The organism is Pseudomonas sp. F(2018), from assembly GCF_005508865.1.
Lineage (GTDB): Bacteria > Pseudomonadota > Gammaproteobacteria > Pseudomonadales > Pseudomonadaceae > Aquipseudomonas.
On the sequence record NZ_SCOM01000002.1, the window covers coordinates 645718 to 669800 of the forward strand.

Annotated in this window: 21 protein-coding genes, 1 other RNA gene and 1 pseudogene; 20 read left to right on the forward strand and 3 right to left on the reverse strand. The window is 65.6% G+C overall.

Annotated elements, in window-relative coordinates:
• The first annotated feature begins 49 nt into the window (after positions 1-49).
• The 3 genes from smc to ligA all read left to right on the forward strand — a co-directional run bounded on the left by smc (position 50) and on the right by ligA (position 6968).
• The gene (smc, locus tag FFS62_RS11130) at positions 50-3538 is read left to right on the forward strand and encodes a chromosome segregation protein SMC (RefSeq protein WP_137972882.1); all 3489 of its coding nucleotides are present in this window, start codon (positions 50-52) and stop codon (positions 3536-3538) included.
• A 185-nt stretch (positions 3539-3723) separates the two neighbouring features.
• A complete protein-coding gene (zipA, locus tag FFS62_RS11135) occupies positions 3724-4530 on the forward strand; it encodes a cell division protein ZipA (RefSeq protein ID WP_137972883.1) in 807 nt (268 codons plus the stop codon).
• A 68-nt stretch (positions 4531-4598) separates the two neighbouring features.
• Entirely contained in the window at positions 4599-6968 is a 2370-nt protein-coding gene (gene ligA, locus FFS62_RS11140; RefSeq protein WP_137972884.1) for an NAD-dependent DNA ligase LigA, read from the forward strand.
• A 36-nt stretch (positions 6969-7004) separates the two neighbouring features.
• On the opposite strand, the gene FFS62_RS11145 is transcribed toward ligA, so the two are convergent.
• Both FFS62_RS11145 and FFS62_RS11150 read right to left on the reverse strand, forming a co-directional pair.
• Positions 7005-7313, reverse strand: coding sequence for a TRL-like family protein (locus FFS62_RS11145; protein ID WP_137972885.1), 309 nt, complete (start codon positions 7311-7313; stop codon positions 7005-7007).
• 130 nt (positions 7314-7443) lie between these two features.
• Complete coding sequence (locus tag FFS62_RS11150) at positions 7444-8319, reverse strand: response regulator transcription factor (protein WP_137972886.1); 876 nt, start codon at positions 8317-8319, stop codon at positions 7444-7446.
• 405 nt (positions 8320-8724) lie between these two features.
• Between FFS62_RS11150 and FFS62_RS11155 the strand changes: the two genes are divergently transcribed.
• From FFS62_RS11155 to FFS62_RS11220, 14 genes are read left to right on the forward strand one after another with little or no spacing between them, the layout of a single operon-like run.
• On the forward strand, positions 8725-8934 hold the full coding sequence (locus tag FFS62_RS11155) for a Flp family type IVb pilin (protein ID WP_137972887.1): 210 nt from the start codon (positions 8725-8727) through the stop codon (positions 8932-8934).
• A 21-nt stretch (positions 8935-8955) separates the two neighbouring features.
• The gene (locus tag FFS62_RS11160; RefSeq protein WP_137972888.1) at positions 8956-9501 is read left to right on the forward strand and encodes a prepilin peptidase; all 546 of its coding nucleotides are present in this window, start codon (positions 8956-8958) and stop codon (positions 9499-9501) included.
• Between the two features lie 12 nt (positions 9502-9513).
• Positions 9514-10833: an AAA family ATPase gene (locus FFS62_RS11165; protein WP_137972889.1), complete on the forward strand. Its 1320-nt coding sequence runs from the start codon at positions 9514-9516 to the stop codon at positions 10831-10833.
• A 12-nt stretch (positions 10834-10845) separates the two neighbouring features.
• Positions 10846-11646, forward strand: coding sequence for a Flp pilus assembly protein CpaB (gene cpaB / locus FFS62_RS11170; RefSeq protein WP_137972890.1), 801 nt, complete (start codon positions 10846-10848; stop codon positions 11644-11646).
• 37 nt (positions 11647-11683) lie between these two features.
• Positions 11684-13159, forward strand: coding sequence for a type II and III secretion system protein family protein (locus FFS62_RS11175; protein WP_137972891.1), 1476 nt, complete (start codon positions 11684-11686; stop codon positions 13157-13159).
• A 13-nt stretch (positions 13160-13172) separates the two neighbouring features.
• The gene (locus tag FFS62_RS11180) at positions 13173-13442 is read left to right on the forward strand and encodes a hypothetical protein (RefSeq protein WP_137972892.1); all 270 of its coding nucleotides are present in this window, start codon (positions 13173-13175) and stop codon (positions 13440-13442) included.
• Positions 13443-13454: 12 nt separating this feature from the next.
• Positions 13455-14876, forward strand: a complete 1422-nt coding sequence (locus tag FFS62_RS11185; protein WP_137972893.1) for a TadE/TadG family type IV pilus assembly protein — start codon at positions 13455-13457, stop codon at positions 14874-14876.
• A gap of 11 nt (positions 14877-14887) precedes the next feature.
• Complete coding sequence (locus tag FFS62_RS11190) at positions 14888-15388, forward strand: TadE/TadG family type IV pilus assembly protein (RefSeq protein WP_256662192.1); 501 nt, start codon at positions 14888-14890, stop codon at positions 15386-15388.
• Positions 15385-15900, forward strand: a complete 516-nt coding sequence (locus FFS62_RS11195) for a TadE/TadG family type IV pilus assembly protein (protein ID WP_137972894.1) — start codon at positions 15385-15387, stop codon at positions 15898-15900. Before FFS62_RS11190 ends, FFS62_RS11195 begins: the two co-directional genes overlap by 4 nt.
• On the forward strand, positions 15894-17108 hold the full coding sequence (locus FFS62_RS11200) for an AAA family ATPase (protein ID WP_137972895.1): 1215 nt from the start codon (positions 15894-15896) through the stop codon (positions 17106-17108). Before FFS62_RS11195 ends, FFS62_RS11200 begins: the two co-directional genes overlap by 7 nt.
• 2 nt (positions 17109-17110) lie before the next feature.
• Positions 17111-18535 (forward strand): CpaF family protein, encoded by a 1425-nt coding sequence (locus tag FFS62_RS11205; RefSeq protein WP_137972896.1) that lies wholly within the window; start codon positions 17111-17113, stop codon positions 18533-18535.
• The gene (locus FFS62_RS11210; protein ID WP_137972897.1) at positions 18532-19518 is read left to right on the forward strand and encodes a type II secretion system F family protein; all 987 of its coding nucleotides are present in this window, start codon (positions 18532-18534) and stop codon (positions 19516-19518) included. The genes FFS62_RS11205 and FFS62_RS11210 overlap by 4 nt, the downstream gene beginning before the upstream one ends.
• Before the next feature lie 9 nt (positions 19519-19527).
• On the forward strand, positions 19528-20496 hold the full coding sequence (locus tag FFS62_RS11215) for a type II secretion system F family protein (protein WP_137972898.1): 969 nt from the start codon (positions 19528-19530) through the stop codon (positions 20494-20496).
• A gap of 1 nt (position 20497) precedes the next feature.
• Positions 20498-21532 carry a lipopolysaccharide assembly protein LapB gene (locus FFS62_RS11220; protein WP_137972899.1) on the forward strand — a complete coding sequence of 345 codons (1035 nt, stop codon included), beginning with the start codon at positions 20498-20500 and terminating at the stop codon, positions 21530-21532.
• A gap of 18 nt (positions 21533-21550) precedes the next feature.
• Here FFS62_RS11220 and FFS62_RS11225 read toward each other — a convergent pair whose 3' ends face one another.
• Positions 21551-21835 carry an HU family DNA-binding protein gene (locus FFS62_RS11225; protein WP_137972900.1) on the reverse strand — a complete coding sequence of 95 codons (285 nt, stop codon included), beginning with the start codon at positions 21833-21835 and terminating at the stop codon, positions 21551-21553.
• 217 nt (positions 21836-22052) lie between these two features.
• Here FFS62_RS11225 and FFS62_RS23640 point away from each other — a divergent pair.
• The 3 genes and pseudogenes from FFS62_RS23640 to ffs all read left to right on the forward strand — a co-directional run.
• Positions 22053-22829 (forward strand): annotated as a pseudogene (locus FFS62_RS23640) (MCP four helix bundle domain-containing protein); the annotation flags it as partial.
• A gap of 78 nt (positions 22830-22907) precedes the next feature.
• Entirely contained in the window at positions 22908-23687 is a 780-nt protein-coding gene (locus tag FFS62_RS23645; RefSeq protein WP_371920126.1) for a methyl-accepting chemotaxis protein, read from the forward strand.
• A 91-nt stretch (positions 23688-23778) separates the two neighbouring features.
• Positions 23779-23875, forward strand: an RNA gene (ffs, locus tag FFS62_RS11235) — signal recognition particle sRNA small type.
• The last annotated feature ends 208 nt before the right edge of the window (positions 23876-24083 follow it).

The window sequence follows — 24083 nt, forward strand, 5'->3', positions numbered from 1 at the left end:
ATAGCCGCGTTCTGCAGTCTTCCCGATCCGCGCCCGCGGAGGCCCTGGCATGCGCCTGAAGTGCATCAAGCTGGCGGGCTTCAAGTCCTTCGTCGACCCCACCACGGTCAACTTCCCCAGCAACATGGCGGCAGTGGTCGGGCCCAACGGCTGCGGCAAGTCCAACATCATCGACGCCGTACGCTGGGTGATGGGCGAAAGTTCGGCGAAGAACCTCCGCGGCGAGTCGATGACCGACGTCATCTTCAACGGCTCCAACACCCGCAAGCCGGTGACCCAGGCCTCCATCGAGCTGATCTTCGACAACTCCGACGGCAGCCTGGTCGGCGAGTACGCGGCCTTTGCCGAGATATCCATCCGCCGCCGGGTGACCCGCGACTCGCAGAACACCTATTTCCTCAACGGCACCAAGTGCCGCCGCCGCGACATCACCGACATCTTCCTCGGCACCGGCCTGGGCCCGCGCAGTTACTCGATCATCGAGCAGGGCATGATTTCCAAGCTGATCGAGGCGAAACCCGAGGATCTGCGGAATTTCATCGAGGAAGCCGCGGGCATCTCCAAGTACAAGGAGCGCCGCCGCGAGACCGAGAGCCGCATTCGCCGCACTCAGGAAAACCTGGCGCGCCTGACCGACCTGCGCGAAGAGCTGGAACGTCAGCTCGAACGCCTGCATCGCCAGGCCCAGGCCGCCGAGAAGTATCAGGAATACAAGGCCGAGGAGCGCCAGCTCAAGGCCCAGCTGTCGGCCCTGCGCTGGCAGGCGCTGAACCTGCAGGTGGGCAGCCGCGAGCAGGTGATCGGCGACCAGGAAGTGGCCTACGAGGCCCTGGTGGCCGAGCAGCGCAGCGCCGACGCCAGCATCGAACGCCTGCGCGACGGCCATCACGAGCTGTCCGAACGCTTCAACCAGGTGCAGGCGCGCTTCTATTCGGTGGGCGGCGATATCGCCCGGGTCGAGCAGAGCATCCAGCACGGCCAGCAGCGCCTGCGCCAGCTGCAGGACGATCTCAACGAGGCCGAGCGCGCGCGCCTGGAAACCGAGTCGCACCTGGGCCACGACCGCACTCTGTTGGCCACCCTGGGTGAAGAGCTGGCCATGCTCGAACCCGAGCAGGAGCTGACCAGCGCCGCCGCTGAGGAATCCGCCGCGGCCCTGGAAGAAGCCGAAGGCGCCATGCACGGCTGGCAGGAGCAGTGGGAAGGCTTCAACCAGCGCAGCGCCGAGCCGCGCCGCCAGGCCGAAGTGCAGCAATCACGCATCGCCCAGCTGGAGCAGAGTCTGGAGCGCCTGGTGGAGCGTCAGCGCCGCCTGAGCGACGAGCTGGCCCAGCTGGCCGCCGATCCTGAAGACGCCGCCATCCTCGAACTGGCCGAGCAACTGGCCGTCAGCGAGATGCAGCTGGAAGAGCTGCACGCCGCCGAAGCGGGCCAGGCCGAGCGCCTCGAACAGCTGCGCGGCGAACTGCAGCAGGCCAGCCAGGCCCAGCAACAGGCCCAGGGCGAACTGCAGCGCCTCAACGGCCGTCTCGCCTCGCTGGAGGCGCTGCAGCAGGCCGCGCTGAATCCCGGCAAGGGCGCCGCCGAATGGCTGCGCGAGCAGCAGCTGAGCAATCGCCCGCGCCTGGCGGAAGGCCTACGCGTGGAGAGCGGTTGGGAGCTGGCGGTGGAGACGGTACTGGGCGCCGATCTGCAGGCCGTGCTGCTGGACGATTTCAATGGCCTGAACCTGAACGACTTCGATCAGGGCGAGCTGCGCCTGATCAATCCGCAAGCCGGCGGCGCGCGCATGGCCGGCAGCCTACTGGACAAGGTCGAGGCGAATATCGACCTGGCGCCCTGGCTGGGCCAGGTGCGCCCGGTGGAGAGCCTGGACCAGGCCCTGGCCCAGCGCCTGCAGCTGGGCGATGGCGAGTCGCTGATCAGTCGCGATGGCTACTGGGTCGGCCGGCAGTTCCTGCGGGTGCGGCGCGCCAGCGAGGCGGAGAGCGGCGTGCTGGCGCGCGGCCAGGAGCTGGAGCGGCTGCAGGCCGAGCGTGATGAACACGAGGCGAACCTGGCCGATCTCGAGGAGAACCTGCAGCGCCTGCAGGCCGCACAGCGCCAGCAGGAAGAGGCTCGCGAACAGCAGCGTCGTCTGGTGCAGGACGAAGCACGGCGCCAGGGCGAGCTGAAGGCCAAACTCTCTGCCGGCCAGGCCAAGGCCGAGCAGCTGGCGCTGCGTCGCCGCCGCCTGGAGGAAGAGCAGGGCGAGGCCGCCGAGCAGCGCGAGCTGGAGCAGGAGCAGCTGGGCGAGTCACGCCTGGTCCTGCAGGACGCGCTGGACGCCATGGCCATCGACACCGAGCAGCGTGAGCAGCTGCTGGCCAGCCGCGACCAGCTGCGCGAGCGCCTCGACCGGGTGCGCCAGGAGGCGCGCCAGCACAAGGATCACGCCCACCAACTGGCCGTGCGTCTCGGTTCGATCAAGGCTCAGCACGAGTCCACGCGCCAGGCCCTGGAGCGTCTGGAGCTGCAGTTCGAGCGCGCCATCGAGCGTCGCGAGCAGCTCAACCTCAATCTGGAGGAGGGCGCCGCGCCGCTGGAAGAGCTGCGCATGAAGCTCGAAGAGCTGCTGGAGAGGCGCATGGGCGTGGAGGACGAGCTCAAGCTCGCCCGTCTGGCCCTGGAAGATGCCGATCGCGAGCTGCGCGACGCCGAGAAGCGCCGCAGCCAGGCCGAGCAGCAGGCGCAACTGCTGCGTGGCCAGCTGGAACAGCAGCGCATGGACTGGCAGGGCCTGAACATACGGCGCAAGGCGCTGCAGGATCAGCTGCTGGAAGACGGCTACGACCTGCACGGGGTACTCGCCACGCTGCCTGCCGAGGCCAGCGAGGCGGCCTGGGACCAGCAGCTGGAGCAGCTGGCGGGGCGTATCGCCCGCCTGGGTGCGATCAACCTGGCGGCCATCGACGAGTACCAGCAGCAGTCCGAGCGCAAGCGCTACCTGGATGCGCAGAATGCCGACCTGGTGGAAGCGCTGGAGACCCTGGAAAACGTCATCCGCAAGATCGACAAGGAAACCCGCAACCGCTTCAAGGAGACCTTCGATCAGATCAACTCCGGCCTGCAGGCGCTGTTCCCCAAGGTCTTCGGCGGCGGCCACGCCTACCTGGAGCTGACCGGCGAAGATCTGCTGGATACCGGCGTGGCGATCATGGCGCGGCCGCCGGGCAAGAAGAACAGCACCATCCACCTGCTCTCCGGTGGCGAGAAGGCGCTGACCGCCCTGGCGCTGGTGTTCGCCATCTTCAAGTTGAACCCGGCGCCGTTCTGCATGCTCGATGAAGTGGATGCACCGCTCGACGACGCCAACGTCGGCCGTTATGCGCGGCTGGTCAAGGAGATGTCGGAGACGGTGCAGTTCATCTATATCACCCACAACAAGATCGCCATGGAGATGGCCGATCAGCTGATGGGGGTGACCATGCACGAGCCGGGTTGCTCGCGCCTGGTGGCGGTGGATGTCGAGGAGGCGATGACCCTGGTAGAGGCCTGAGCAAGGCATTAAGCGCGGCAAAATGCCTTGCAACGGTGCACATTTACCGTTCGTCGTGCTAGCTTAGGACCCACTTTTGTTACGCGCGAAAAATACCTGTAGAAACATACAGTTGTTCGCGTTCCAAAGGGGCAGGAAGCCCTTATTTTCATTACATATTCATCTTTCAGGGGCTTGGGAGTTTCATGGAGCTGCGCTATTGGCTGATCGTCGTTGGTGTCATCGTCATCGTCGGCATTCTGTTTGATGGCTGGCGTCGCATGCGTGGCGGCAGTGGCAAGCTGAAGTTCAAGCTGGACCACAGTTTCAGCAACCTTCCCGACGACGATTCCGATCCCGACCTGCTTGGCCCCGCGCGCGTCATCGATCGCAAGCGCGAACCCGAATTCAACGAAGCGGATATGCCCACCGTCAGCGCCAGCGAGCTCAATCGCAAGCGCAACCTCGAGCCTAAGCAAGGCGACCTGGGGCTGGACGCCGACGAACCGGTGCCGACCCTGCTGATCCCGGTCGAGGATGACGATGAGCTGCCCACCCAGGCCCGCGAGGCGCTGCCGGTAGAGGAAGTTCTGGTGATCAACGTGATCGCCCGCGATGCCGACGGCTTCAAGGGCCCGGCGCTGCTGCAGAACATCCTGGAGAGTGGCCTGCGCTTCGGCGAGATGGACATCTTCCACCGCCACGAGAGCATGGCCGGCAACGGCGAGGTGCTGTTCTCCATGGCCAACGGCGTCAAGCCGGGCACCTTCGACCTTGACGACTTCGAGCTGTTCTACACCCCGGCGGTGAGCTTCTTCCTCGGCCTGCCGGGCCCGCGCCATCCGAAGCAGGCCTTCGATGTGATGATCGCCGCCGCCCGCAAGCTGGCCCACGAGCTGAACGGCGAGCTGAAGGACGACCAGCGCAGCGTGATGACCGCGCAGACCATCGAACACTACCGTCAACGTATCGTCGAGTTCGAGCGCAAGAAGCAGCTCGCCGGCAAGCGCTGACCGCTTCAACGCATGCAATCCCAAGAGCAGCCTAGGCTGCTCTTGTCGTTTTCAAGGACACACGCACCATGACCGACGCCGCCCAACGCATTGCCGACCTCCGTGCCGAACTGGATGAGCACAACTACCGCTACTACGTGTTGGACCAGCCGAGCGTGCCGGACGCCGAGTACGACCGCCTGTTCCGCGAGCTGCAGGCCCTGGAGGCGGAGCATCCCGAGCTGGTGACGCCGGAGTCGCCGACCCAGCGTGTGGGTGGCGAGGCGCTCAGCGCCTTCGGCGAGGTGCGCCACGAGGTGCCCATGCTCAGCCTGGGCAACGGTTTCGAGGAAGAAGACCTGCGCGCCTTCGACCGCAGTGTGCAGAGCGGCCTCGGTATTTCCGGCGGAGCCCATACCGGAGACCTGTTCGGTGGCGGCGCCGAGGTGGAATACAGCTGCGAGCCCAAGCTCGATGGCCTGGCCGTCAGCCTGCTGTACCGCGACGGCCAACTGGTACGTGGTGCCACCCGTGGCGACGGCAGCACTGGCGAAGATATCAGCGCCAACGTGCGCACCATCCGCAACGTACCGCTCAAGCTGCAGGGCTCAGGCTGGCCGGCGCTGTTGGAAGTGCGTGGCGAGGTGTACATGCCCAAGGCCGGCTTCGACGAGCTCAACGCGCGCCAGGCCGAGAGCGGCGGCAAGACCTTCGCCAACCCGCGCAACGCCGCCGCCGGCAGCCTGCGTCAGCTCGACTCGCGCATCACCGCCAGCCGCCCGCTGGAGTTCTGCTGCTACGGCGTCGGCCAGGTCAGCGGCGAGCTGCCGGCCACCCAGGTCGGCATGCTGCAGCAGCTCAAGGCCTGGGGCGTGCCCATCAGTCGCGAGCTGAAACTGGCCAAGGGTGTGGAGGCCTGTCTGGACTACTACCGCGACATCGGCGAGCGGCGCATGGGCCTGGCCTATGACATCGACGGCGTGGTGTTCAAGGTCAACAACATCGAGGACCAGCAGCAGCTGGGCTTCCGCGCGCGCACCCCGCACTGGGCGCTGGCCCACAAGTTCCCGGCCCAGGAAGAGCTCACCGAGTTGCTGGATGTGGAGTTCCAGGTCGGCCGGACCGGCGCCGTCACGCCGGTGGCGCGCCTCAAGCCGGTCAAGGTGGCTGGCGTCACCGTGGCCAACGCTACCCTGCACAACATGGACGAAGTGGCGCGCCTGGGCCTGATGATCGGCGATACGGTGATCATCCGCCGCGCCGGCGACGTGATCCCGCAGGTGATGCAGGTGGTGGCCGAGCGTCGTCCCGCCGATGCACGCCCGGTGCATGTGCCGGAGCAGTGCCCGGTGTGCGGCTCCGCGGTCGAGCGTACCCAGCTGATCAAGCGCGCCAAGGGTAAGGAGACCACCAGCGAAGGCTCGGTCTACCGCTGCGTCGGCCGCCTGGCCTGTGGCGCCCAGCTGAAGCAGGCGATCATCCACTTCGCCTCGCGCCGCGCCCTGGATATCGAGGGCCTGGGCGACAAGATCGTCGAGCAGCTGGTCGACACCGGCCTCGTGGCTTCGCCGGCCGATCTGTTCACCCTGACCTACGAGCAGGTGGTGGCGCTGGAAGGCTTCGCCGATCTGTCCACCCGCAACCTGCTGGCGGCGATCAAGGCCAGTGCCAGGCCGACTCTGGCGCGCTTCATCTATGCCCTGGGCATTCCTGACGTGGGCGAGGAAACCGCCAAACTGCTGGCTCGCGCCCTCGGTTCCCTGGCGCGCATCCGCGTGGCCCTGCCGGAGGTGCTGACCTACCTGCCCGATGTGGGCCTGGAAGTGGCTTTCGAGATCCACAACTTCTTCGGCGACTCGCACAACCTCAAGGTCATCGACGACCTGCTGGCCCGCGGCGTCGAACTGCAGGACGAGGGCGAGCTCAGCGCCGAATTCGCCGCCTGCGCGACCCTGCCGGGCTTTATCGACAAGCTCAACATCCCCTTTATCGCCGCCACCGGTGCCGAGAAACTGGCGGCCAAATTCGGCAGCCTGGAGGGCGTGATCAAGGCCGACTGGCTGGACCTGCGCCAGGTGGAGCGCCTCAACGAGAAGGCCGCCAAGTCCCTGCGCGACTTCTTCGATGTGCCGGCCAACGCCGAGCGCGCCGCGCGTATCGAGGCGCAGCTGCGCGACTTCGGCATGCACTGGACGAGCGAGAAGAAGGTGGTCGAGGGCTTGCCGCTGGCGGGGCAGACCTGGGTGCTGACCGGCACGCTGGAGACCATGAGCCGCGATGTCGGCAAGGACAAGCTGGAGGGCCTCGGCGCCAAGGTGGCGGGATCGGTATCGGCCAAGACTCACTGCGTGGTGGCCGGGCCGGGCGCCGGCTCCAAGCTGGCGAAAGCCAGTGAGCTGGGCGTGAAAGTAATGGACGAGGCGGAGTTCCTGCAGCTGCTGGCCGGCTACGGGCTCTGAGCTAAGATGCCCCGGCGAGCGCCGGGGCCCTGACCATTACTGGCCGGTGACGTTGACGCAGGTCTTGCCGTAGAAGGGGTAGAAGCCCTTGGTGTGGTAGTCGGCGGTGGCAACGGTGGAGATGCTGCCGTTGGCCTTGGCGGCTTCGATGGAAGCGTCGCCCTTGTTGATCAGGCCGATGATGGTGGTGGCGCAGGAGGTGCCCTGCTTGCCGCCCTGGGCGGTGGTGGCGGTGATCGGGCCTTTGACGTCGGTGATCAGGCCTACACCTACCGGCGACAGACCGTTGGCGCAGCCGCTCAGCAGGGTGGCGAAGGCAGTGGCAGTCAGAATACGTTTGATCATGATGTAGCATCCTTGGCTTTTTAATACGACCCGGCCCAATACCGGGCTCGCGGCGACCTTAACCAAGGACGGGCTGCGGAGCAAACGCGCTTGCCCGCAGCGTTGACTGGTTCAAATTCTGCGCATCTGCTCAGGTATTTGCTAGCAATCCCAGGTTGCCCTCCTGCAGCGAGCTACCAACGAGTCCGGGCAGCGGTGGGCGGCTGGCGTCTCGGTATTCGCTGGGCGTGCAGCCCAAGCACTGCTTGAAGGCGCGGGCGAAGTAGGAGGGATCCTTGAAGCCGGCCTCGTAGCCGATGCTGGTGACCGGCATCTGGCTGTTGTTGAGCAGCTCCTTGGCCAGGTCCATGCGCTTGCGCAGCACATATTCCATGAAGCCCAGGCCGTGTACCTCCTTGAACAGCCGCGAGAAGCGAAAGGGCGTCATGCCGCAGCGCTGGGCCAGATCCTTCTGATCGATGCCTTCGCGATAGTGCTGGTCGATGTAGCAAATGGCCTTCTGCAGGGCATGGTGCTTCTGGTGTTCCTTGGTCAGGCGAATGCTGTCCGGCAGGTTGCCGCAGCGCTCGACCTGCGGCTTCTTGGCGTGGATGTCTTCCTGCCAACGCAGCTGGCAGAGGTGCTGCAGCGATTGCAGATAGCGGTTCTTCTCCTGGTTGCCCAGTGGCAGCACCAGATACTCCCAGACGCCGGAGCGCATGGCCCAGACGGCCAATTCCTCGGAGTGCTGCACGGTGAACATGGTGATGGGAATGGAGGGCGCGGTGCGCTTGACCTCCAGAACCAGATTCAACCCCAGGACATCGGGGCGATCGAAGTGCATGCAGATCATGTCCGGCTGCTGGCCGGCCTCGCGCGCGGGCAGTCCGGATTCCTTGGCCAGCCGACAATCGCAGGCCAGGCGGAACTGTTCCATGAGCTCCTCGGTGGAGCGGTCATGGGTCAGGTCCAGCCATAGCAGCACTGGCTTGCGCTGGTTGTTGTTGGTGGCCGAGTTAGACTTCATTCACTTAGCTCTGCACATTTTTTCTGGCTCCCCAATGTGAGGAGTATTGTCAATGTGCCATCAGTACAAATACGTAATCGAAATATCGCCGATGCGCTTAGTTCTGTTGCGTTTTATGGAATATAAGCATCTGATTTTTAAACTTTTATATTTTAAAAGCTGACCATTTCTCGGGGCGCTTCAGCGCTCCGCTTGTCGCTTGCGAATCGTTTACAGAACCGTCTAAGAGGAGGTTCCGTTTATTCGCCTGAGCAGACTTTCCACAGAGCGTAGCCGGGATGCAAAAAAGTCCTAGCGATGCGCAAAAAACTCCTAACCGCAAAATTCCGCCTCCACTAGCGTGAACCTCAAGCCGACAAGTTGCTCGGCTGCCGGGTGATGTAACTATTGAGTGAGGTGGCCAAAATGAAACTGGAAAGCATCAAGTCAGCGATAGGCAAATTCCTGCAGGATGAAGAGGGCCTGACCATCGTCGAGTATGCGGTGGCCGGTGGTCTGGTGACCCTGGGCGTGGTCACCGTATTCATCCTCCTTGGTAATAATGTCTGCGGTGTCATTACCAGCCTGAAGGATGCAGTGCTTGGTATTAACACTCCTGTTGCCGCTTGCGCCTGATTTGCACGGGCGTTTGTTGCCATGGCCAGGGCGCAGGTCTTCACTGCGGCGTTGCTGCTAGGTCTGCTGGCGATTGCGGTGGTGAGCGATGTACGCCGCCACCGCATTCCCAACCAGCTGATCCTGGCTGGTCTGGCGGTGGCACTTACGCTGCAGCTGTATGCCGGGGGTATCGCCGGGCTTGGCAACCTGGTGCTTGGCGTGCTGATCGGCTTCGGCCTGTTCATCCCGTTGTACGCATTAGGTGGCATGGCTGCCGGCGACGTGAAGCTGATGGTCATGGCCGGTGCCTTCCTGACGCCCACCCATGCCGTGTGGATGGCCTTCTTCAGCCTGATCGCCGGCTCCCTGTGCGGCCTGCTGATCATCCTGGCACGCGGTCAGCTGACGCTGACCCTGTCACGCTACTGGCTGATTCTGCTGTCGCGCACTCCTGTGGCGCCTGCCGTCGATGAAGTCGCCGGCAAGCCTTTTCCCTATTCGGTCGCCATCTTCCTCGGCGTGCTGCTGGCTCTGGTCTGGCGGCCCTTCGATCCCTGGCTGATCCTGGGATACGCCTTCGGCTGAGGAGGGCACGTCATGTATGCGATCAGCGACAGCGGCTCCTACCCCAGCGAACGCGAGGCCGTGCAGCGCCTGGCGCCGCAGCCGAAGAGCATCGGCGAGACCGGACTCAACGAGAATTTTCTTGGCGACCTGCTGTGCAAGCACCTGCACGACGCCGGTGTGCTCGACCTGCCACGCCTGGTCGAGCGCCTCGCGCTGACCGGAGCGGTGGTCGAGGAGATCCTGCAGTTCCTGCGCAAGCAGGGACGGGTCGAGGTTCTTGGCCAGACCGGTGGCCTGGCCCTGCGCTATGGCCTGACCGAGCGCGGCCGCGTGGCCGCCCGCGATGCCTTCGAGCGCAGCGGCTACCTGGGCGCCGCGCCATTCCCGGTGAGCGCCTATCGCTCCCTGCTCAAGGTGCAGACTATCCACCACGGCCGCATCACCGCGCGCGACATGCGCAATGCCTTCAGTGGCGTGGTGCTCACCGATGGCATGCTCGACCAGCTCGGCGTGGCCATGAATTCCGGCCGCGCCATCATGATCTACGGCCCGGCGGGCACCGGTAAGACCTATATCAGTACGCGCCTGATCCGCCTGTTCGCAGAGGCCATCTGGGTGCCCTATGCCATCGCGATCAACGAGTCGGTGGTAGAGGTCTATGACCCCCAGGTGCACCAGAGCCTGGAGGAGACCCAGCAGAACCCGCTGATGCTCGACGAGGGCATCGATCGCCGCCTGCTGTGCTGCAAGCGGCCGATCGTGATCACCGGCGGCGAGCTGAGCATGGAGCAGCTGGATATCCGCTACGACCCCTACAGTCGCCAGTACCAGGCGCCGCTGCAGCTGAAGGCCAGCAACGGCCTGTTCATCATCGACGACATGGGTCGCCAGCGCATGGCCCCGGCCGAGCTGCTCAACCGTTGGATAGTGCCGATGGAGGAGAAGCGCGACTTCCTCAACCTCGGCGGCGGGCGCCACTGCGAGCTGCCCTTCGACTTGGTGTTGGTGTTCTCCACCAACCTCAATCCGCTGGAGCTGGCAGACGAGGCCTTCCTGCGGCGGATTGGCTACAAGCTGCATTTCAACTACCTCAAGCCCGAGGACTACGAGCGCATCTGGCACCAGGAGTGCGATCGCCTCGGCGTGACGTTCGATCCCCTGTTGCTGCGCTACGTGCTGCAGGGGCTCTACGAGGCGGAGGGCATGCCGCTGGTGCCCTGTCATCCGCGCGACCTGCTGAGCATGGCGCTGGATCGCCAGCGTTACCTGGACGGCTCCGGCCCGCTGTCGCCACGGGAGCTGGAATGGGCCTGGCACAACTATTTCGTGCAGCTGGATTTTCTCGGCTGAGGAGATGCAGAGATGAGTGCTCGTACTCTCACGCTGGTGGTGCTGTCCCTGGTTATGGGCCTGGGGGCCGCCTGGATGGCCAACAACTGGCTGAGCAACCGGCTCAGCGGTGGCCCCGATGACGACATGCAGAGCGTCATGGTGGCAGCGGTGGAGATTCCTTTCGGCACCATGCTTGAGGCCCAGCACGTGTCCCAGGTGCGCATGCCCAAGGGCACCGCTCCGGACGATTCCTTCGACAGCCCGGAGAAGGCCATCGGCAAGATCGCCACCTTCTCCATGCTGCGTGGCGACATCCTGCGCAGTGCACGCCTGGCCGAACACCTTGGTGGCAGCACCCTGGCCTCGCTGATCGAATCCGACAAGCGCGCAATCTCGGTGCGGGTGGACGATGTGGTCGGCGTGGCCGGCTTCCTCCTGCCAGGCAACCGGGTCGATGTGCTCGCCACCAAGAAGTCCAGCAACGCCAACGCCCAGTCCGAGACCATCCTCGAGGACCTGCGAGTGCTGGCCGTCGACCAGACCTCCAGCACCGACAAGACCCAGCCGGTAGTGGTGCGCGCGGTCACCCTGGAAATGACTCCCGAAGAGGCCGAGGTGCTGGTCAAGGCCATGGCCGAAGGACGCCTGCAGCTGGCCCTGCGCAACCCGCTGGACAACCAGAAGCGGCCACCGGAGCCACCGCCGGTGGCGGATAAGCCGGCACCGGCTCCCGCTCCGGCGCCAGTCAAACCGGTGGTCAAGCGCAGCAGCGGCGGGGCCGGGGTGACCATCATCCGCGGCACGGCGGTGAACGTGGCCAAAGTGCACTAGCCCGGATGGCGGGCGACCTCTAGACAAGGAGAGGCACATGCAAAGCATTCGATTGATGAGTTCGCTGCTGATCTGCCTGGCGGCAGGCCTGCTGGCGCTGCCCGTAGCGGCAGCCGAGCCGCAGGCCGAGGTCAGCGTCATGCCGGCCGCCAACACCGGCAGTATTCAGGTGCCGATCTACAAGTCGCGGGTGCTGAGTACCCGGGCCGCGGTGAAGCGCATCTCCGTGGGCAATCCGGAGATCGCCGACATCCTCATCACCAGCCCGCGCCAGCTGTATCTGCTGGGCCGCTCGCTGGGCAGCACCAACGTGCTGTTGTGGGACGGCAACAACAAGCTGATCGACAGCCTCGACCTGGACGTGGTGCATGACCTGGGCGGCCTCAAGAGCAAGCTGCACCAACTGCTGCCCAACGAGAACATCGAGGTCTTCAGCGCCCAGGGCGCCCTGGTCCTGCGCGGCCAGGTGAGCAGCGCGGCGGCGATGGACTCGGCGATGAAGATCGCCAAGAGCTACGCCGCCCAGAGCACCAGCATCGCTCAGGGTGAAGGCGAGAAGGCCGAGGCCGGCCCCAGCGACTCGCTGGAAGTGGTCAACCTGATGACCGTCGGTGGCGGCCAGCAGGTGATGCTCGAGGTCAAGGTGGCCGAGATGCAGCGCAACCTGGTCAAGCGCCTGGGGGTGAACTTCCTGGCTCTCGGCTCGGCCGGCAACTGGGACCTCGGCTCCTTCAACGGCGGCTCTTCCATCGCCGACAACGGCCTTCTGCGCGACAGCAAAGGATTCCTGGCGCAGTTCGCTTCCGGCAGCTTCCTCTTTGACGTGGTGCTCGAAGCGGCCAAGGACGACGGCTCGGCCAAGGTACTGGCCGAACCCACCCTGGTCACCCTCACCGGGCAGCAGGCCGAGTTCATTTCCGGCGGCGAATTCCCGGTGCCGATCACCGAGGACGACGGCATCACCATCGAGTACAAGGAGTTCGGCGTCGGCGTGCGATTCCTGCCGGTGGTGCTGGATGCCGGGCGCATCAACCTCAACCTCAACGTCGAGGTCAGCGAGATCTCCAACGCCAATGCCCTGGTGCTGGACACCGGCCTGGAGACCCCGCTGGGCGACGGCGTGGGCCAGGTCATCCCGTCGCTGACCAAGCGCAGCGCGCAGTCGACCGTGGAGCTGGGCGACGGCCAGACCATCGCCATCGCCGGCCTGATCAACGAGAGCACCCGCGACCTGGTCAGCCGCTTCCCCGGCCTGGGCGACATCGCGGTGATCGGTCACCTGTTCCGCAGCCAGGAGTTCATCAAGGGCGAGACCGAGCTGGTGATCCTGGTGACCCCGCACATCGCCAAACCGGTGGACGCCAAGCTGGTGCGCCTGCCCACCGAGCGCTTCGTCGAGCCGGGCGACATGGACTTCTACCTGCTGGGCAAGACCAAGGGCGACCAGCCCGGTCGCGCGGTGCCGGTCAGCCTGGGTGTGACCGGCAGCAGCTTCGGCCATGACCTCAAGTGATGGAGGCGAGACGATGAAGACGCTGATGATGCTGATACCGCTGGTGCTGCTGCCGGCCGGCTGCATGACCTATGACGAGGGTCGGGTCGGCGAGCTGGGGGACACGGTGTACGCCACCCACTACGAACAGATCGCCGACAAGCAGCGGGCCGCCAACCCCGGCACAGAGCCTGCCGCCGACGGTACCGACGGACCGCTGACCGAGAAGGTGCTGGAGGGCTATCGCGGCAAGACCAGCGATGCCCGTCAGGTCGGTCAGCCGATCCAGATCAACATCGAGTAGAGGTGCCCGGCCATGATCCCCCGCACGCCGCGCCGCCATCACGGGTTGCCGCAACGCCAGCGGGGCGCGGTGCTGGTACTGATCGTCATCGCCCTGGTGTCGATTCTGATGATGGCTGCCCTGGCCCTGGACGGCAGTCATATGCTGGTCAACAAGACTCGCCTGCAGAACGCCGTCGATGCGGCCGCGCTGAGCGGTGCGCGGACCCTCAGCGAAATGTCCGGCGGCAACATGAACGTGGCAGCCGATGCGGCGCGCACCGAGGCCCTACGGGTGCTCGACCTGAACGCCGCGGCGCCGGGCAATGGCGAGCTGGCCGGCGTCAGCGGGCTGGCCCTGGTGCAGTTCGCCGACAGCGTCTACGGTCCTTTCGACTCGCTGGCCTCGGCCGATGCCCGCTACGTGCGGGTCACGGTGGCGGACATGCCGCTGGCAGGCTTCTTCTGGGGTGTGCTGCAGGCGTTCGGCAACGACATCGAGAAGGCCGTGGCGGCCATCGCCACAGCCGGCCCGAGCCCGACCAACCCCTGCGACCTGGCGCCAGTGATGGTCTGTGGCCAGTCGGTGCCTGGCACCTTCTTCGGCTTCACCTTCGGTCAGCTGCAGGTACTCAAATCAGCTTCCCACCAAAATGCCGGCATCGGTCCGGGCAACTTCCAGCTGCTGGACTTCGGCTCCGGTGGCAAGACGGTGCGCGAGCTGATGGCCGGTGGCGGCGCCATATGCCCGGAAGTGGGCGACAACGTGCAGACCAAGCCCGGCAGCACGGTCGGTCCGGCTTTGCAGGGGCTGGACATGCGTTTCGGCGAACAGTCCGGCGGCAACCTGGATGCCAGTCAGTATCCGCCGGACCTGGTGACGACCTACAGCCAGGTTTCCAACAAGGGCGCGCTCAGCCTCGACTCCAGCGGCAGCATTGTCTACGGCGCTACCGGCAATGGCAGTGGTGGTGGCGGAAACGGCAATGGCGGCGGAGGCAAGGGCAATGGCAACGGTGGAGGTAGTTCCGGCGGAGGAAGCACCGGTAGCGGCGGCGAGGCCGTGTCGGCCGACTCCGGTGGCTACATCACCACGGCCAGCGGCATCGACGTATTCGATTACAACGACTGGCGGCAGGACACCGCCGATTGCCTAGCCGGCGGTGGCGGCTGCCAGAGCAACGGGGTGGCAGAGCGGCGCATCCTGCGGGTGGTGATCGGGCAGTGCTCGGGCACCGACAGTGGCACCAGCCAGATTCCGGTGCTGGGTTTTGGCTGCTACTTCGTGCTGCAGCCGACCGGCAACGGCAACAACGCCAACATCTTCGGCCAGTTCGTTCGCGAGTGCGCCAGCGACGGCGTACCCGGCCCGGACCCAGCCGGCTCATACGGCCCGCAGATCATCCAGCTGTACAAGACCTATCTCGACAGCGGCGATCCGAGCACGGATTCCTGAGGGGCACGGCCATGATCCAGGCGAGGGTAAACAGCGGCAGGCAGGGCGGGGTGGCGATGGTTGAGTTCGCCGTGACCCTGCCGTTGCTGCTTCTGCTGCTGCTCGGCATTGGTGAGTTCGGACGCATGCTGTTCCAATACAACAGCCTGCTGCAGGCCAGTCGCGACGCCGGCCGCTATGCCGCGAGCCAGGCTTGGGACGCCACCCTGGGCAGGGTGGAGCTGGGCAGCACGCTGCAGACCGAGATCAAGAACGTCGCCGTGTATGGCGTGCCTTCGTCCACGGCCGGCTTCGGCGTGCTGGTGCCGTGCCTCACGGTTGACGACGTGGCGGTCAGCGCGCCGGACAGCGAGCACGTGCAGGTCAGCATCAATTTCGCCTTCCGCTCGATCCTCGGCAATCTCGGGGGGGATGGCTGCACGGCCGCCGCGGCGAGCCTGCCGAACCTGTTCGGCGATCCGATTCCGCTGGCACTGACGCTGACCAGTTCCGTCGTGATGAGGGCCCTCTGATGAAGCGGCAGATGCACGGGGTTTACGTGGTCGAGTTCGCCATCATCGGCGTGCTGCTGTTCGTCATGCTGTTCGGCGTGCTGGAGATGGGGCGCCTGTATTTCACCGTCAACACCCTCAACGAGACGGTGCGTCGTGGCGCGCGGCTGGCCGCGGTGTGCGACCCGACCCAGCCCACCGAGGTGGAGAAGATCCTGCGCCGGGCGATCTTCAACGACATCACCGACAGCGGTGCCAGCAACCTGGTTGCGGGTCTGGAAACCGCCGACCTGACCCTGACCTATCTGGATGCCGATGGTGCGCAGGTGCTCACGCCCAGCGATACCACCGGCAGCGACGGTTTTCGCGCCATCCGCTATGTGCAGCTGAGGGTGGACAATTTTCCCTTCGACCTGTTGATCCCCGTGTTCGGCCAGTCGCTGACCCTGCCCAGCTTCCGCGCGATCCTGCCGCGCGAGAGTCTGGGTCGCCACGCCGAGGACGGGGTTTCGCCGGAGATCACGCCATGTTGAAGCACAGTGATAGCCGCGCTACGCCCGGCACCGGTCATGGCCCTCGGCTGCTGATCAGCAGTCGCGACCCCCGAGCGCTGGCCCGCATGCAGGAGATCAGCCAGCGCCTGCCTGGCTTGCAGGTGGTCACCCGGCTGGTCAGCAACGGCCATACCGACCCGCTCTACGGACTGGAGGAGATGCCGGATTTCCTTCTGCTCTGGGTCAGCCACCTGTGGCGCGAGGAACTGGACGCGCTGCTGCAGCGGCCGGTGCATGAGCGGCCGCCGCTGCTGATCTGCGGTGCGCTTGAGGAGCGCGAGGGCATGCGCATGGCGATGCAGGCCGGCGCGCGCGACTACCTGCCCGACGCGGTGGTCGAGGCCGAGCTGCTCGGCGCCCTGCAGCGCATGCTGCGCGAGAGCCATGTCAGCCCGGGGGGCGGTGGCAAGCTAGTGGCGGTGATGAATGCCAAGGGCGGTTCGGGCGCCACCATGCTGGCCTGCAACCTGGCTCATCAACTGAGCGCCAGTGGCGCCAGTACGCTGCTGCTCGATCTCGACCTGCAGTTCGGTAGCGTGGCGCACAGTCTGGATATCGCCCCGACCCACAGCCATGTGGAAGTGATGCAGCAGGTCGACGGCCTCGACAGCGTGGCCCTGCGTGGCTTCTGTGGCCACTTCAGCCCAACCCTGCACGTGCTGGGCGGCCGTTCCAGCGACCTGTGCCTGGCCCAGGACGTCCACCTGGAGCATCTGGAGGCACTGCTGCAACTGGCGCGCAGCAGCTACGACTGGGTGGTGGTGGACCTGCCGCGGCAGATCGACCACCTCACCGGCGTCACTCTGGAGCAGGCCGACCACTGTTACATCCTGCTGCAGCAGAGCCTCAGCCATCTCAAGGATGCCAGCCGGCTGATGCAGATCCTGCGCAACGACCTGGGCGTGCAGGGCAACCGCCTGCACGTGGTGGTCAATCGCTACAGCAAGACCGCGCCCATCACCCTGCAGGACATCGGCGAGGCATTGCGCTGCCCCGACCTGCAGAAACTGCCGAACGACTTCGCCGCCGTCAGCGAGAGCCAGAACAGCGGCATCCCGCTCGAGCTGCATGCGCCGCGTGCGCCGATCACCCTGGCCCTGCGCAGCCTCAGGCAGGAGCTGGCGGGTAACGAGGTCGACGAGCAGGGCCTGTTCAAACGCACCTTCAGCCGCCTGTTCCGGGGGTAGCCATGCTCAGCGAATTCCGCAATCGCCTGCGCCAGCAGGCCAAGCCCAAGGATGCCGGCAACGCGGAGGGCGAGGGCGCTCCGGTGGTCATGGGCTGGGAGGTGGCGGCGCCGGCCGAGCTGTACGAGACCCGTACCCAGCTCAACCCGGTGGAGACCGAGTGGCGCGAGAAGATCTACCAGCAGCTGCTCAAGGTCATGGACCTGTCGCTGCTCGACTCGCTGGAGCCGGCCGAGGCGGCCCGGCAGATCCGCGAGATCTGCCAGCGCCTGCTCGACGAGCACTCGGCACCGGTCTCCACCACCAGCCGTCAGCTGATCATCAAGCAGATCGGCGACGAGGTCCTCGGCCTGGGGCCGCTGGAGCCGCTGCTGGCCGACCACAGCGTGTCGGACATCCTGGTCAACGGCCATGCCTCGGTCTACGTCGAGCGCTTTGGCAAGCTGCAGCGCACCGACGTGCGCTTTCGTGACGATCACCACCTGCTCAACATCATCGACCGCATCGTCTCCAGCCTGGGCCGGCGCATCGACGAATCCTCGCCGCTGGTGGACGCGCGCCTGAAGGACGGCTCGCGGGTCAACGCGATCATCCCGCCGCTGGCCATCGACGGTCCCAGCCTGTCGATCCGCCGCTTCGCCGTGGACCTGCTGAATGCCGAGAGCCTGGTGCAGATGGGCACCATCACTCCGGCCATCGCCCTGATGCTCAAGGCCATCGTCCGCGGCCGTCTGAACGTGCTGGTGTCCGGCGGTACCGGCACCGGCAAGACCACCATGCTCAACGTGCTGTCCAGCTTCATTCCGGACAACGAGCGCATCGTCACCATCGAGGACTCCGCCGAGCTGCAGCTGCAGCAGCCGCACGTGGTGCGCCTGGAGACCCGGCCGCCGAACATCGAGGGCCGCGGCGAGGTGAACCAGCGCGAGCTGGTGCGCAACAGCCTGCGCATGCGCCCGGACCGCATCGTCATCGGCGAGGTGCGCGGCGCCGAGGCGATGGACATGCTGACGGCGATGAACACCGGCCATGATGGCTCGCTGACCACTATCCATGCCAACACCCCGCGCGATGCCCTGGGGCGCATCGAGAACATGGTCTCCATGACCGGCGCGACCTTTCCGATGAAGGCGCTGCGCCAGCAGATCGCCTCGGCCATCGACGTGGTCGTGCAGCTGGAACGCCAGGAGGATGGCAAGCGCCGCCTGGTCAGCGTGCAGGAGATTAACGGCATGGAGGGTGAGGTGGTGACCATGACCGAGATCTTCTCCTTCGAGCGCCGCGGCATGGGCGAGCACGGTGAGGTGCTCGGCGAGTTCCGTCCCAGCGGCATGGTGCCGGCCTTCCGCGATGCGCTGGCCAAGCGCGGTATCGAGCTGCCGCTGGGCCTGTTCCGTCCCGACTGGATGGAGACGCTGCAGTCATGAACCAGATCCCCACCGAGTACGTCTTCGCCTTCCTCGGCATGGTGTTCACCGCCGCTTTCCTGCTCAGCCAGGGTGTAGTGGTGCCGGTGTTCGGCGAAGCTGGGCGCATGCGCAAACGCATCCGCTCGCGCCTGCATCTGCTGGAGAGCGCCAACCATCTGCCGAACATGCAGACCGTGCTGCGGCAGAAGTACCTCAAGCGCCTCTCGCCGCTGGAGGCCGGGCTGGAGCAGCTGCCCTGGTTCGAGAAACTGGCGCAGATGATCGAGCAGGCCGGGCATGACTACCGCGCCTACCGCGTCGTGCTGCTGGCACTGCTGCTCGGGCTGCTGGTCGCCGGTGGCACCTGGCTGGCATTGAAGCTGTGGTGGGCCGCGCTGATCCTGGGCTGCATGGCTGCCTGCGTGCCGTTCCTGAAGATCGCCAGCGACCGCGCCCAGCGCTTCTCCGCCTTCGAGGAGGGCCTGCCGGATGCCCTGGACGCCATGTGCCGTGCGCTGCGCGCAGGCCATCCGTTCAACGAGACCCTGCGCCTGGTGGCCGAGGAGCACAAGGGACCGGTAGCGCAGGAGTTCGGCCTGACCTTCGCCGACATCAACTACGGCAACGACGTGCGCCGCGCCATGCTCGGGCTGCTCGAACGCATGCCGAGCATGACGGTGATGATGCTGGTCACCACCATCCTCATCCACCGCGAGAGCGGCGGCAATCTGACCGAGGTGCTGGAGCGCATCAGTGCACTGATCCGCGGCCGCTTCCGCTTCCAGCGCAAGGTCAAGACCCTGTCGGCCGAGGGGCGCATGTCGGCCTGGGTGCTGGTGGCCATTCCCTTCGTGCTGGCCGGCGCCATCGCCGCCACCACGCCGCAGTACATGCCGCTGCTGGTCAAGGACGAGTTCGGCCAGAAACTGGTGATCGCGGCATTCATCGCCATGCTGCTGGGCATCCTGTGGATTCGCAGGATCATCCGTATCGACGTGTAGGAGACCGCCATGGACTACCTGCTGGGGTTGCTCAATCAGCTGGTCGGTGACCAGGCCCTGGCCCGCCTGCTGTTCATCGGCGGCATCGGGCTCAGCGCGGTGCTGCTGGCGATCACCCTGGCGCTGTTGCTGCTGGGCCTGCAGGACCCGGTGCAGCGGCGCCTCGGCATGATCAAGCGTGGCCACGGCGGGCGTACGGCCGAGATGGCCGCGCCGGGCAACCTGCAGCTGTTGCTGGAGAACGTCGGCCAGCGCTTCGTGGCCGACGACCGCCACCGCGATTCGCCGACCCGCCAGCTGCTGACCCATGCCGGTTACCGTTCGAGTTCCGCCGTGCAGGTCTATTGGGCCATCCGCCTGCTGCTGCCAGCGATGATGCTGATCGCCGTGCTGCTGGCGCTGCCGATGCTCTCCAAGCTGTCGCTCAGCGTCGGCTTCATGCTCGCCGGCGGGGCCGTGGCCATCGGCTGGCTGGCGCCAGCCATCTATGTGGACAAGCGCAAGAACGGGCGCATGCACCGCCTGCGCGTGGCCTTTCCGGATGCCCTGGACCTGATGGTGGTGTGCGTGGAGTCGGGCCTGGCCTTGCCCCAGGCCATGGAGCGGGTGGCCGAGGAGATGCTGGTCAGCCAGCCGGAGCTGGCCGAGGAGCTGGCCCTGGTCAATGCCGAGATCCGCGCCGGTGTGCCCAACACCCAGGCGCTCAAGCACCTGGCCGAGCGCACCGGGCTGGAGGATGTACAGGGACTGGTCAGCCTGTTGGCACAGAGCATCCGCTTCGGCACCAGCGTGGCGGACACCCTGCGCGTCTATGCGGAGGAATTCCGCGATCGCCGTACCCAGGCGGCGGAGGAGCAGGCGGCGAAGATCGGCACCAAGCTGGTCTTCCCGCTGATCCTCTGCCTCTGGCCGAGCTTTTTCCTGGTTGCAATAGGCCCCGTGATCATCGGGATTCTGAGAACTTTCGGGAAGCTATGAGATGAACAGGAACATTCTGCTGTTGGCCATCATGGCCGCGCTGACCGGTTGCCAGAGCACGGGCCCGATCCTGAGCAACGACAACTCCATCTACAGTGGTCGCAACTCGGTGCTCTACCAGGTGCAGGAGCAGGCCAGCTCGCCGGAGCAGGCCATGCAGATGGGCGCCATGGCCTACCGCGCCGGCGCTTTCGACCAGGCGCTTTACCAATACCTGCGCGCCATCGAGCTGGATCCGAACAGTTACGACGCGCTGGTCTGGGTTGGGCGCATCCACCGCGAGCGCGGCAACGAGCACCTGGCCGAGCTGGCCTTCTCCGATGTGCTGCGCAGCGATCCCGACAACGCCATGGCTCTGGCCGAGATGGGGCTGCTGCAGCTGGCCATGCGCCGCCCGGGCGATGCCCGCGAGATGCTCGACAAGGCGCTGGCCGCCGACCAGAAGCGCCTGGGTGGCTCCGCTGCGCAGGCGCCGAACGGGCTCAAGGTGGACGCTTCGTCGCCGCTGCGGGTGTACAACGGCCTGGGGGTGCTGGCCGACCTGGATAACGACTTCGCCCGTGCGGCGCAGTATTACGGCCTGGCTCGGCAGATCGAGCCGCGCTCGCCACTGGTCGCCAACAGCCAGGCCTACTCCGCCTATCTCGCTGGCAACTGGGCCGAGGCGGAAACCCTGTATCGGCAGGGCATCAGTTTCGACGGACGCTACGAGCCGCTGTGGCGCAACTACGGCCTGCTGCTGGCGCGCATGGGGCGCTACGAGCAGGCGCTATCGACCTTCGAGCAGGTCGAGGGGCGCGCCGAGGCGAGCAATGACGTGGGCTATATCTGCCTGATCGAAGGCAAGCTGGATGTCGCCGAGCAGTTCTTCCGTAGCGCCATCGACCAGTCGCCGGCGCATTTCGAGATGGCCTGGGAGAACCTGCGGCGCGTGGAGCAGATCCGCCGTCTGCGCCAGGACGGGTTAGGGCAGGAGGGGGCTGCGGTGGAAACCTTCGCCGTGGTCCCTCGCGAGAAACTGCAGGCCACTCCCTAAGTGGCCCGCGCTGGCCAGTCAGGCCTGATTGAGGGTGTCGGTCAGCGCCTTGGCCGGCACCAGCTTGATCGCCTTCTTCGCGGCGATCCGGATCGCCTTGCCGGTGGACGGGTTGCGGCCGGTGCGGGCCGGGCGCTCATTGACCTTGAGCTTGCCGATGCCCGGTAGGCTGATCTCGCCATCGTTTTCAAGGGCATCGGCGACTATGTCGCTGAGCTGGGCGAGCAGGGCGCGTACGTCGCTCTTCTGCAGGTCGGTGGCTTCGGCGAGATCGGAAATCAGCTGGTCTTTGGTGATGGCCATGGGGCGCTCCGGTGGTGAGGTTTGGCCGGCACGCTAGCACAAAGTGGCTTCGTCTTCTTGATCACTGCTCGCGCAACCGCGGGTCAGGTTTTTCCCCGAGGCAGGGCAGGCTATTCCATGGCCCGGGCGCGCTGGAATTCCCCTACGGCCAGTCGCTCGCCCAGTGTCTATGCTTAGTGGCACAACAATATTGCTGACGACCCCGTTGGAGCTTGCCATGTTGCGTCTATTCGCCGATCTCGGATTCCGTTGGAAGATCGCCCTGCCCATTCTGCTGTTGGCCGTGTTGCTGGTGCTGATGGGTACGCTCGGCGTGTTGGGCATCGGCCAGGTGGCCGATTCCAGCACCCGTCTGACCAACCGCTACCTGCCTGCCATCAGCCTGCTGCTGAATGCCGATCGTGACCTTTACCAGGCCTTCGTCGCCGAGCGCAGTCTGCTCGACGAGGCCGCCAGCGAGCACGTCGACGCATTGAAGGCGGCCCATGCGGAGAACATCCAGCAGGCCTATGATCGGGTGCACAAGTACGCCGACATGCAGCCCGGCGCCGAGGCGATGGCGCTGGTGAGCAAGTTCGACAGCGGCTTCGCCCAGTGGAAGGCGACCTCGGCCAAGGTCCTGGAGCTGGCCAGCAGCGATCCGGCGGCCGCCTCGCTGCTCAGCTATGGCGACAGCGAGGCGCAGTTCGAGACCATGCGCGATGCCATCGACAAGCTCGGTGAGCTGGAGGATGGCGAGGCCAACAGCGAGGGTCTCAAGGCTATCGCCTTGGGCGAGGAGCGCAGCTGGCAGCAGGGTGGTATCACCGTGTTCGGTCTGCTGATCTGTGCTGTGCTGGTGCTGGGCTTCCCGGTGCTGGTGACCCGCCCGCTGCACAATCTGCTGCACCGCATCGAGCAGATCGCCGATGGCGACGGTGACCTGCGGGTGCGTCTGGATGTGCTGTCGCGCGACGAACTGGGCAAGCTCAGCCATGCCTTCAATCGTTTCCTCGACAAGCTGCAGCCGCTGATCCGCGAGGTCGGCCGGGTCACCGGCGAGGTCGCCGACTCGGCCCAGACCCTGGCGGGGATGGCGGCGGCCAACGATCGCCTGATCAGCAGCGAGCACGCGGCGGTGGACCAGGTCAGCACCGCCGCCACCGAGATGAGCGCGGCAGTCCACGAAGTGGCGCGCAACGCGCAGAATGCCGCGGATGCCGCGCGTACCGCCGAAGTGCAGTCGCGCGAGGGCGCCGAGGTGGTCGGTGCGACCATCCATGCGATTCGCCAGTTGGCCCATGAGGTGGAGAGCGCCTCGGAAACCATCCAGACCCTGGAGCAGGAAACCGCCAACATCGGCGCCGTGCTGGCGGTGATCAAGGGCATTGCCGAACAGACCAATCTGCTGGCGCTGAATGCCGCCATCGAGGCGGCACGGGCGGGCGAGCAGGGTCGCGGTTTCGCCGTGGTCGCCGACGAGGTGCGCGCCCTGGCTGCACGTACCCAGGACTCGACCAAGGACATCCAGCAAATGATCGAGCGCCTGCAGTCGGGCGTGCAGAACGCGGTCAAGGCCATGCATTCGGGCAGCGCCCAGGCCCGCGACAGTGTCGAGCGTGCCGCAGGCGTCGACGGTGCGCTGTCGGCTACCGGCGACTCGGTGGCGCGGATCAACGACATGGCCGCGCAGATCGCCAACGCCTGCGACGAGCAGAGCAGCGTGACCGAGGAGATCGCCCGCAATATCAGCGATATCCGCGACCTGTCCAACGAGGCGGCACAGACTTCGGAGCAGAGTACCCAGGCCAGCGCCCGGCTGTCCGAGCTGTCGCACGGGCTGGCGCAGCTGGTCGGGCGGTTCCGCGTCTGAGTTGGTAGGGCGCGTCTAAGTGGTTGTAACTTCTCGGTTTGCCAGTACAATGGCGCGGCCCGTCGCCTGACGGGCTGCGTTATGGTGGTCCCATCGGTCCCCCCGCAACGATTACCCGTCAACCTGGTCAGGTCCGGAAGGAAGCAGCCACAGCGGGAACATCGTGTGCCGGGGTGTGGCTGGTGGGGCCGCCTCCATAATCCGCTCGGATTGTGTACCTCTTCTTACTCCCCCTCTCTCATATGCGTTTGCCTGATGGCGGCGATGACGTGCGCGCGTGGTGTAGTTACACCATTTGGGCCATGTAATCGGGCGGAGAAGTCTGGAAATCGGATTATGTTGTTTTAATAACAAGATAAATCTGTTTTTACTGGCTTTGCCTTTGTTGTAGTCTGC

Excerpts from the sequence above, each read along its gene's own strand:
- smc (WP_137972882.1), top strand. The coding sequence starts at position 50 with ATGCGCCTGAAGTGCATCAAGCTGGCGGGCTTCAAGTCCTTCGTCGAC.
- zipA (WP_137972883.1), top strand. The coding sequence starts at position 3,724 with ATGGAGCTGCGCTATTGGCTGATCGTCGTTGGTGTCATCGTCATCGTC.
- ligA (WP_137972884.1), top strand. The coding sequence starts at position 4,599 with ATGACCGACGCCGCCCAACGCATTGCCGACCTCCGTGCCGAACTGGAT.
- FFS62_RS11145 (WP_137972885.1), bottom strand. The coding sequence starts at position 7,313 with ATGATCAAACGTATTCTGACTGCCACTGCCTTCGCCACCCTGCTGAGC.
- FFS62_RS11150 (WP_137972886.1), bottom strand. The coding sequence starts at position 8,319 with ATGAAGTCTAACTCGGCCACCAACAACAACCAGCGCAAGCCAGTGCTG.
- FFS62_RS11155 (WP_137972887.1), top strand. The coding sequence starts at position 8,725 with ATGAAACTGGAAAGCATCAAGTCAGCGATAGGCAAATTCCTGCAGGAT.
- FFS62_RS11160 (WP_137972888.1), top strand. The coding sequence starts at position 8,956 with ATGGCCAGGGCGCAGGTCTTCACTGCGGCGTTGCTGCTAGGTCTGCTG.
- FFS62_RS11165 (WP_137972889.1), top strand. The coding sequence starts at position 9,514 with ATGTATGCGATCAGCGACAGCGGCTCCTACCCCAGCGAACGCGAGGCC.
- cpaB (WP_137972890.1), top strand. The coding sequence starts at position 10,846 with ATGAGTGCTCGTACTCTCACGCTGGTGGTGCTGTCCCTGGTTATGGGC.
- FFS62_RS11175 (WP_137972891.1), top strand. The coding sequence starts at position 11,684 with ATGCAAAGCATTCGATTGATGAGTTCGCTGCTGATCTGCCTGGCGGCA.
- FFS62_RS11180 (WP_137972892.1), top strand. The coding sequence starts at position 13,173 with ATGAAGACGCTGATGATGCTGATACCGCTGGTGCTGCTGCCGGCCGGC.
- FFS62_RS11185 (WP_137972893.1), top strand. The coding sequence starts at position 13,455 with ATGATCCCCCGCACGCCGCGCCGCCATCACGGGTTGCCGCAACGCCAG.
- FFS62_RS11190 (WP_256662192.1), top strand. The coding sequence starts at position 14,888 with ATGATCCAGGCGAGGGTAAACAGCGGCAGGCAGGGCGGGGTGGCGATG.
- FFS62_RS11200 (WP_137972895.1), top strand. The coding sequence starts at position 15,894 with ATGTTGAAGCACAGTGATAGCCGCGCTACGCCCGGCACCGGTCATGGC.
- FFS62_RS11205 (WP_137972896.1), top strand. The coding sequence starts at position 17,111 with ATGCTCAGCGAATTCCGCAATCGCCTGCGCCAGCAGGCCAAGCCCAAG.
- FFS62_RS11210 (WP_137972897.1), top strand. The coding sequence starts at position 18,532 with ATGAACCAGATCCCCACCGAGTACGTCTTCGCCTTCCTCGGCATGGTG.
- FFS62_RS11215 (WP_137972898.1), top strand. The coding sequence starts at position 19,528 with ATGGACTACCTGCTGGGGTTGCTCAATCAGCTGGTCGGTGACCAGGCC.
- FFS62_RS11220 (WP_137972899.1), top strand. The coding sequence starts at position 20,498 with ATGAACAGGAACATTCTGCTGTTGGCCATCATGGCCGCGCTGACCGGT.
- FFS62_RS11225 (WP_137972900.1), bottom strand. The coding sequence starts at position 21,835 with ATGGCCATCACCAAAGACCAGCTGATTTCCGATCTCGCCGAAGCCACC.
- FFS62_RS23645 (WP_371920126.1), top strand. The coding sequence starts at position 22,908 with ATGGCGGCGGCCAACGATCGCCTGATCAGCAGCGAGCACGCGGCGGTG.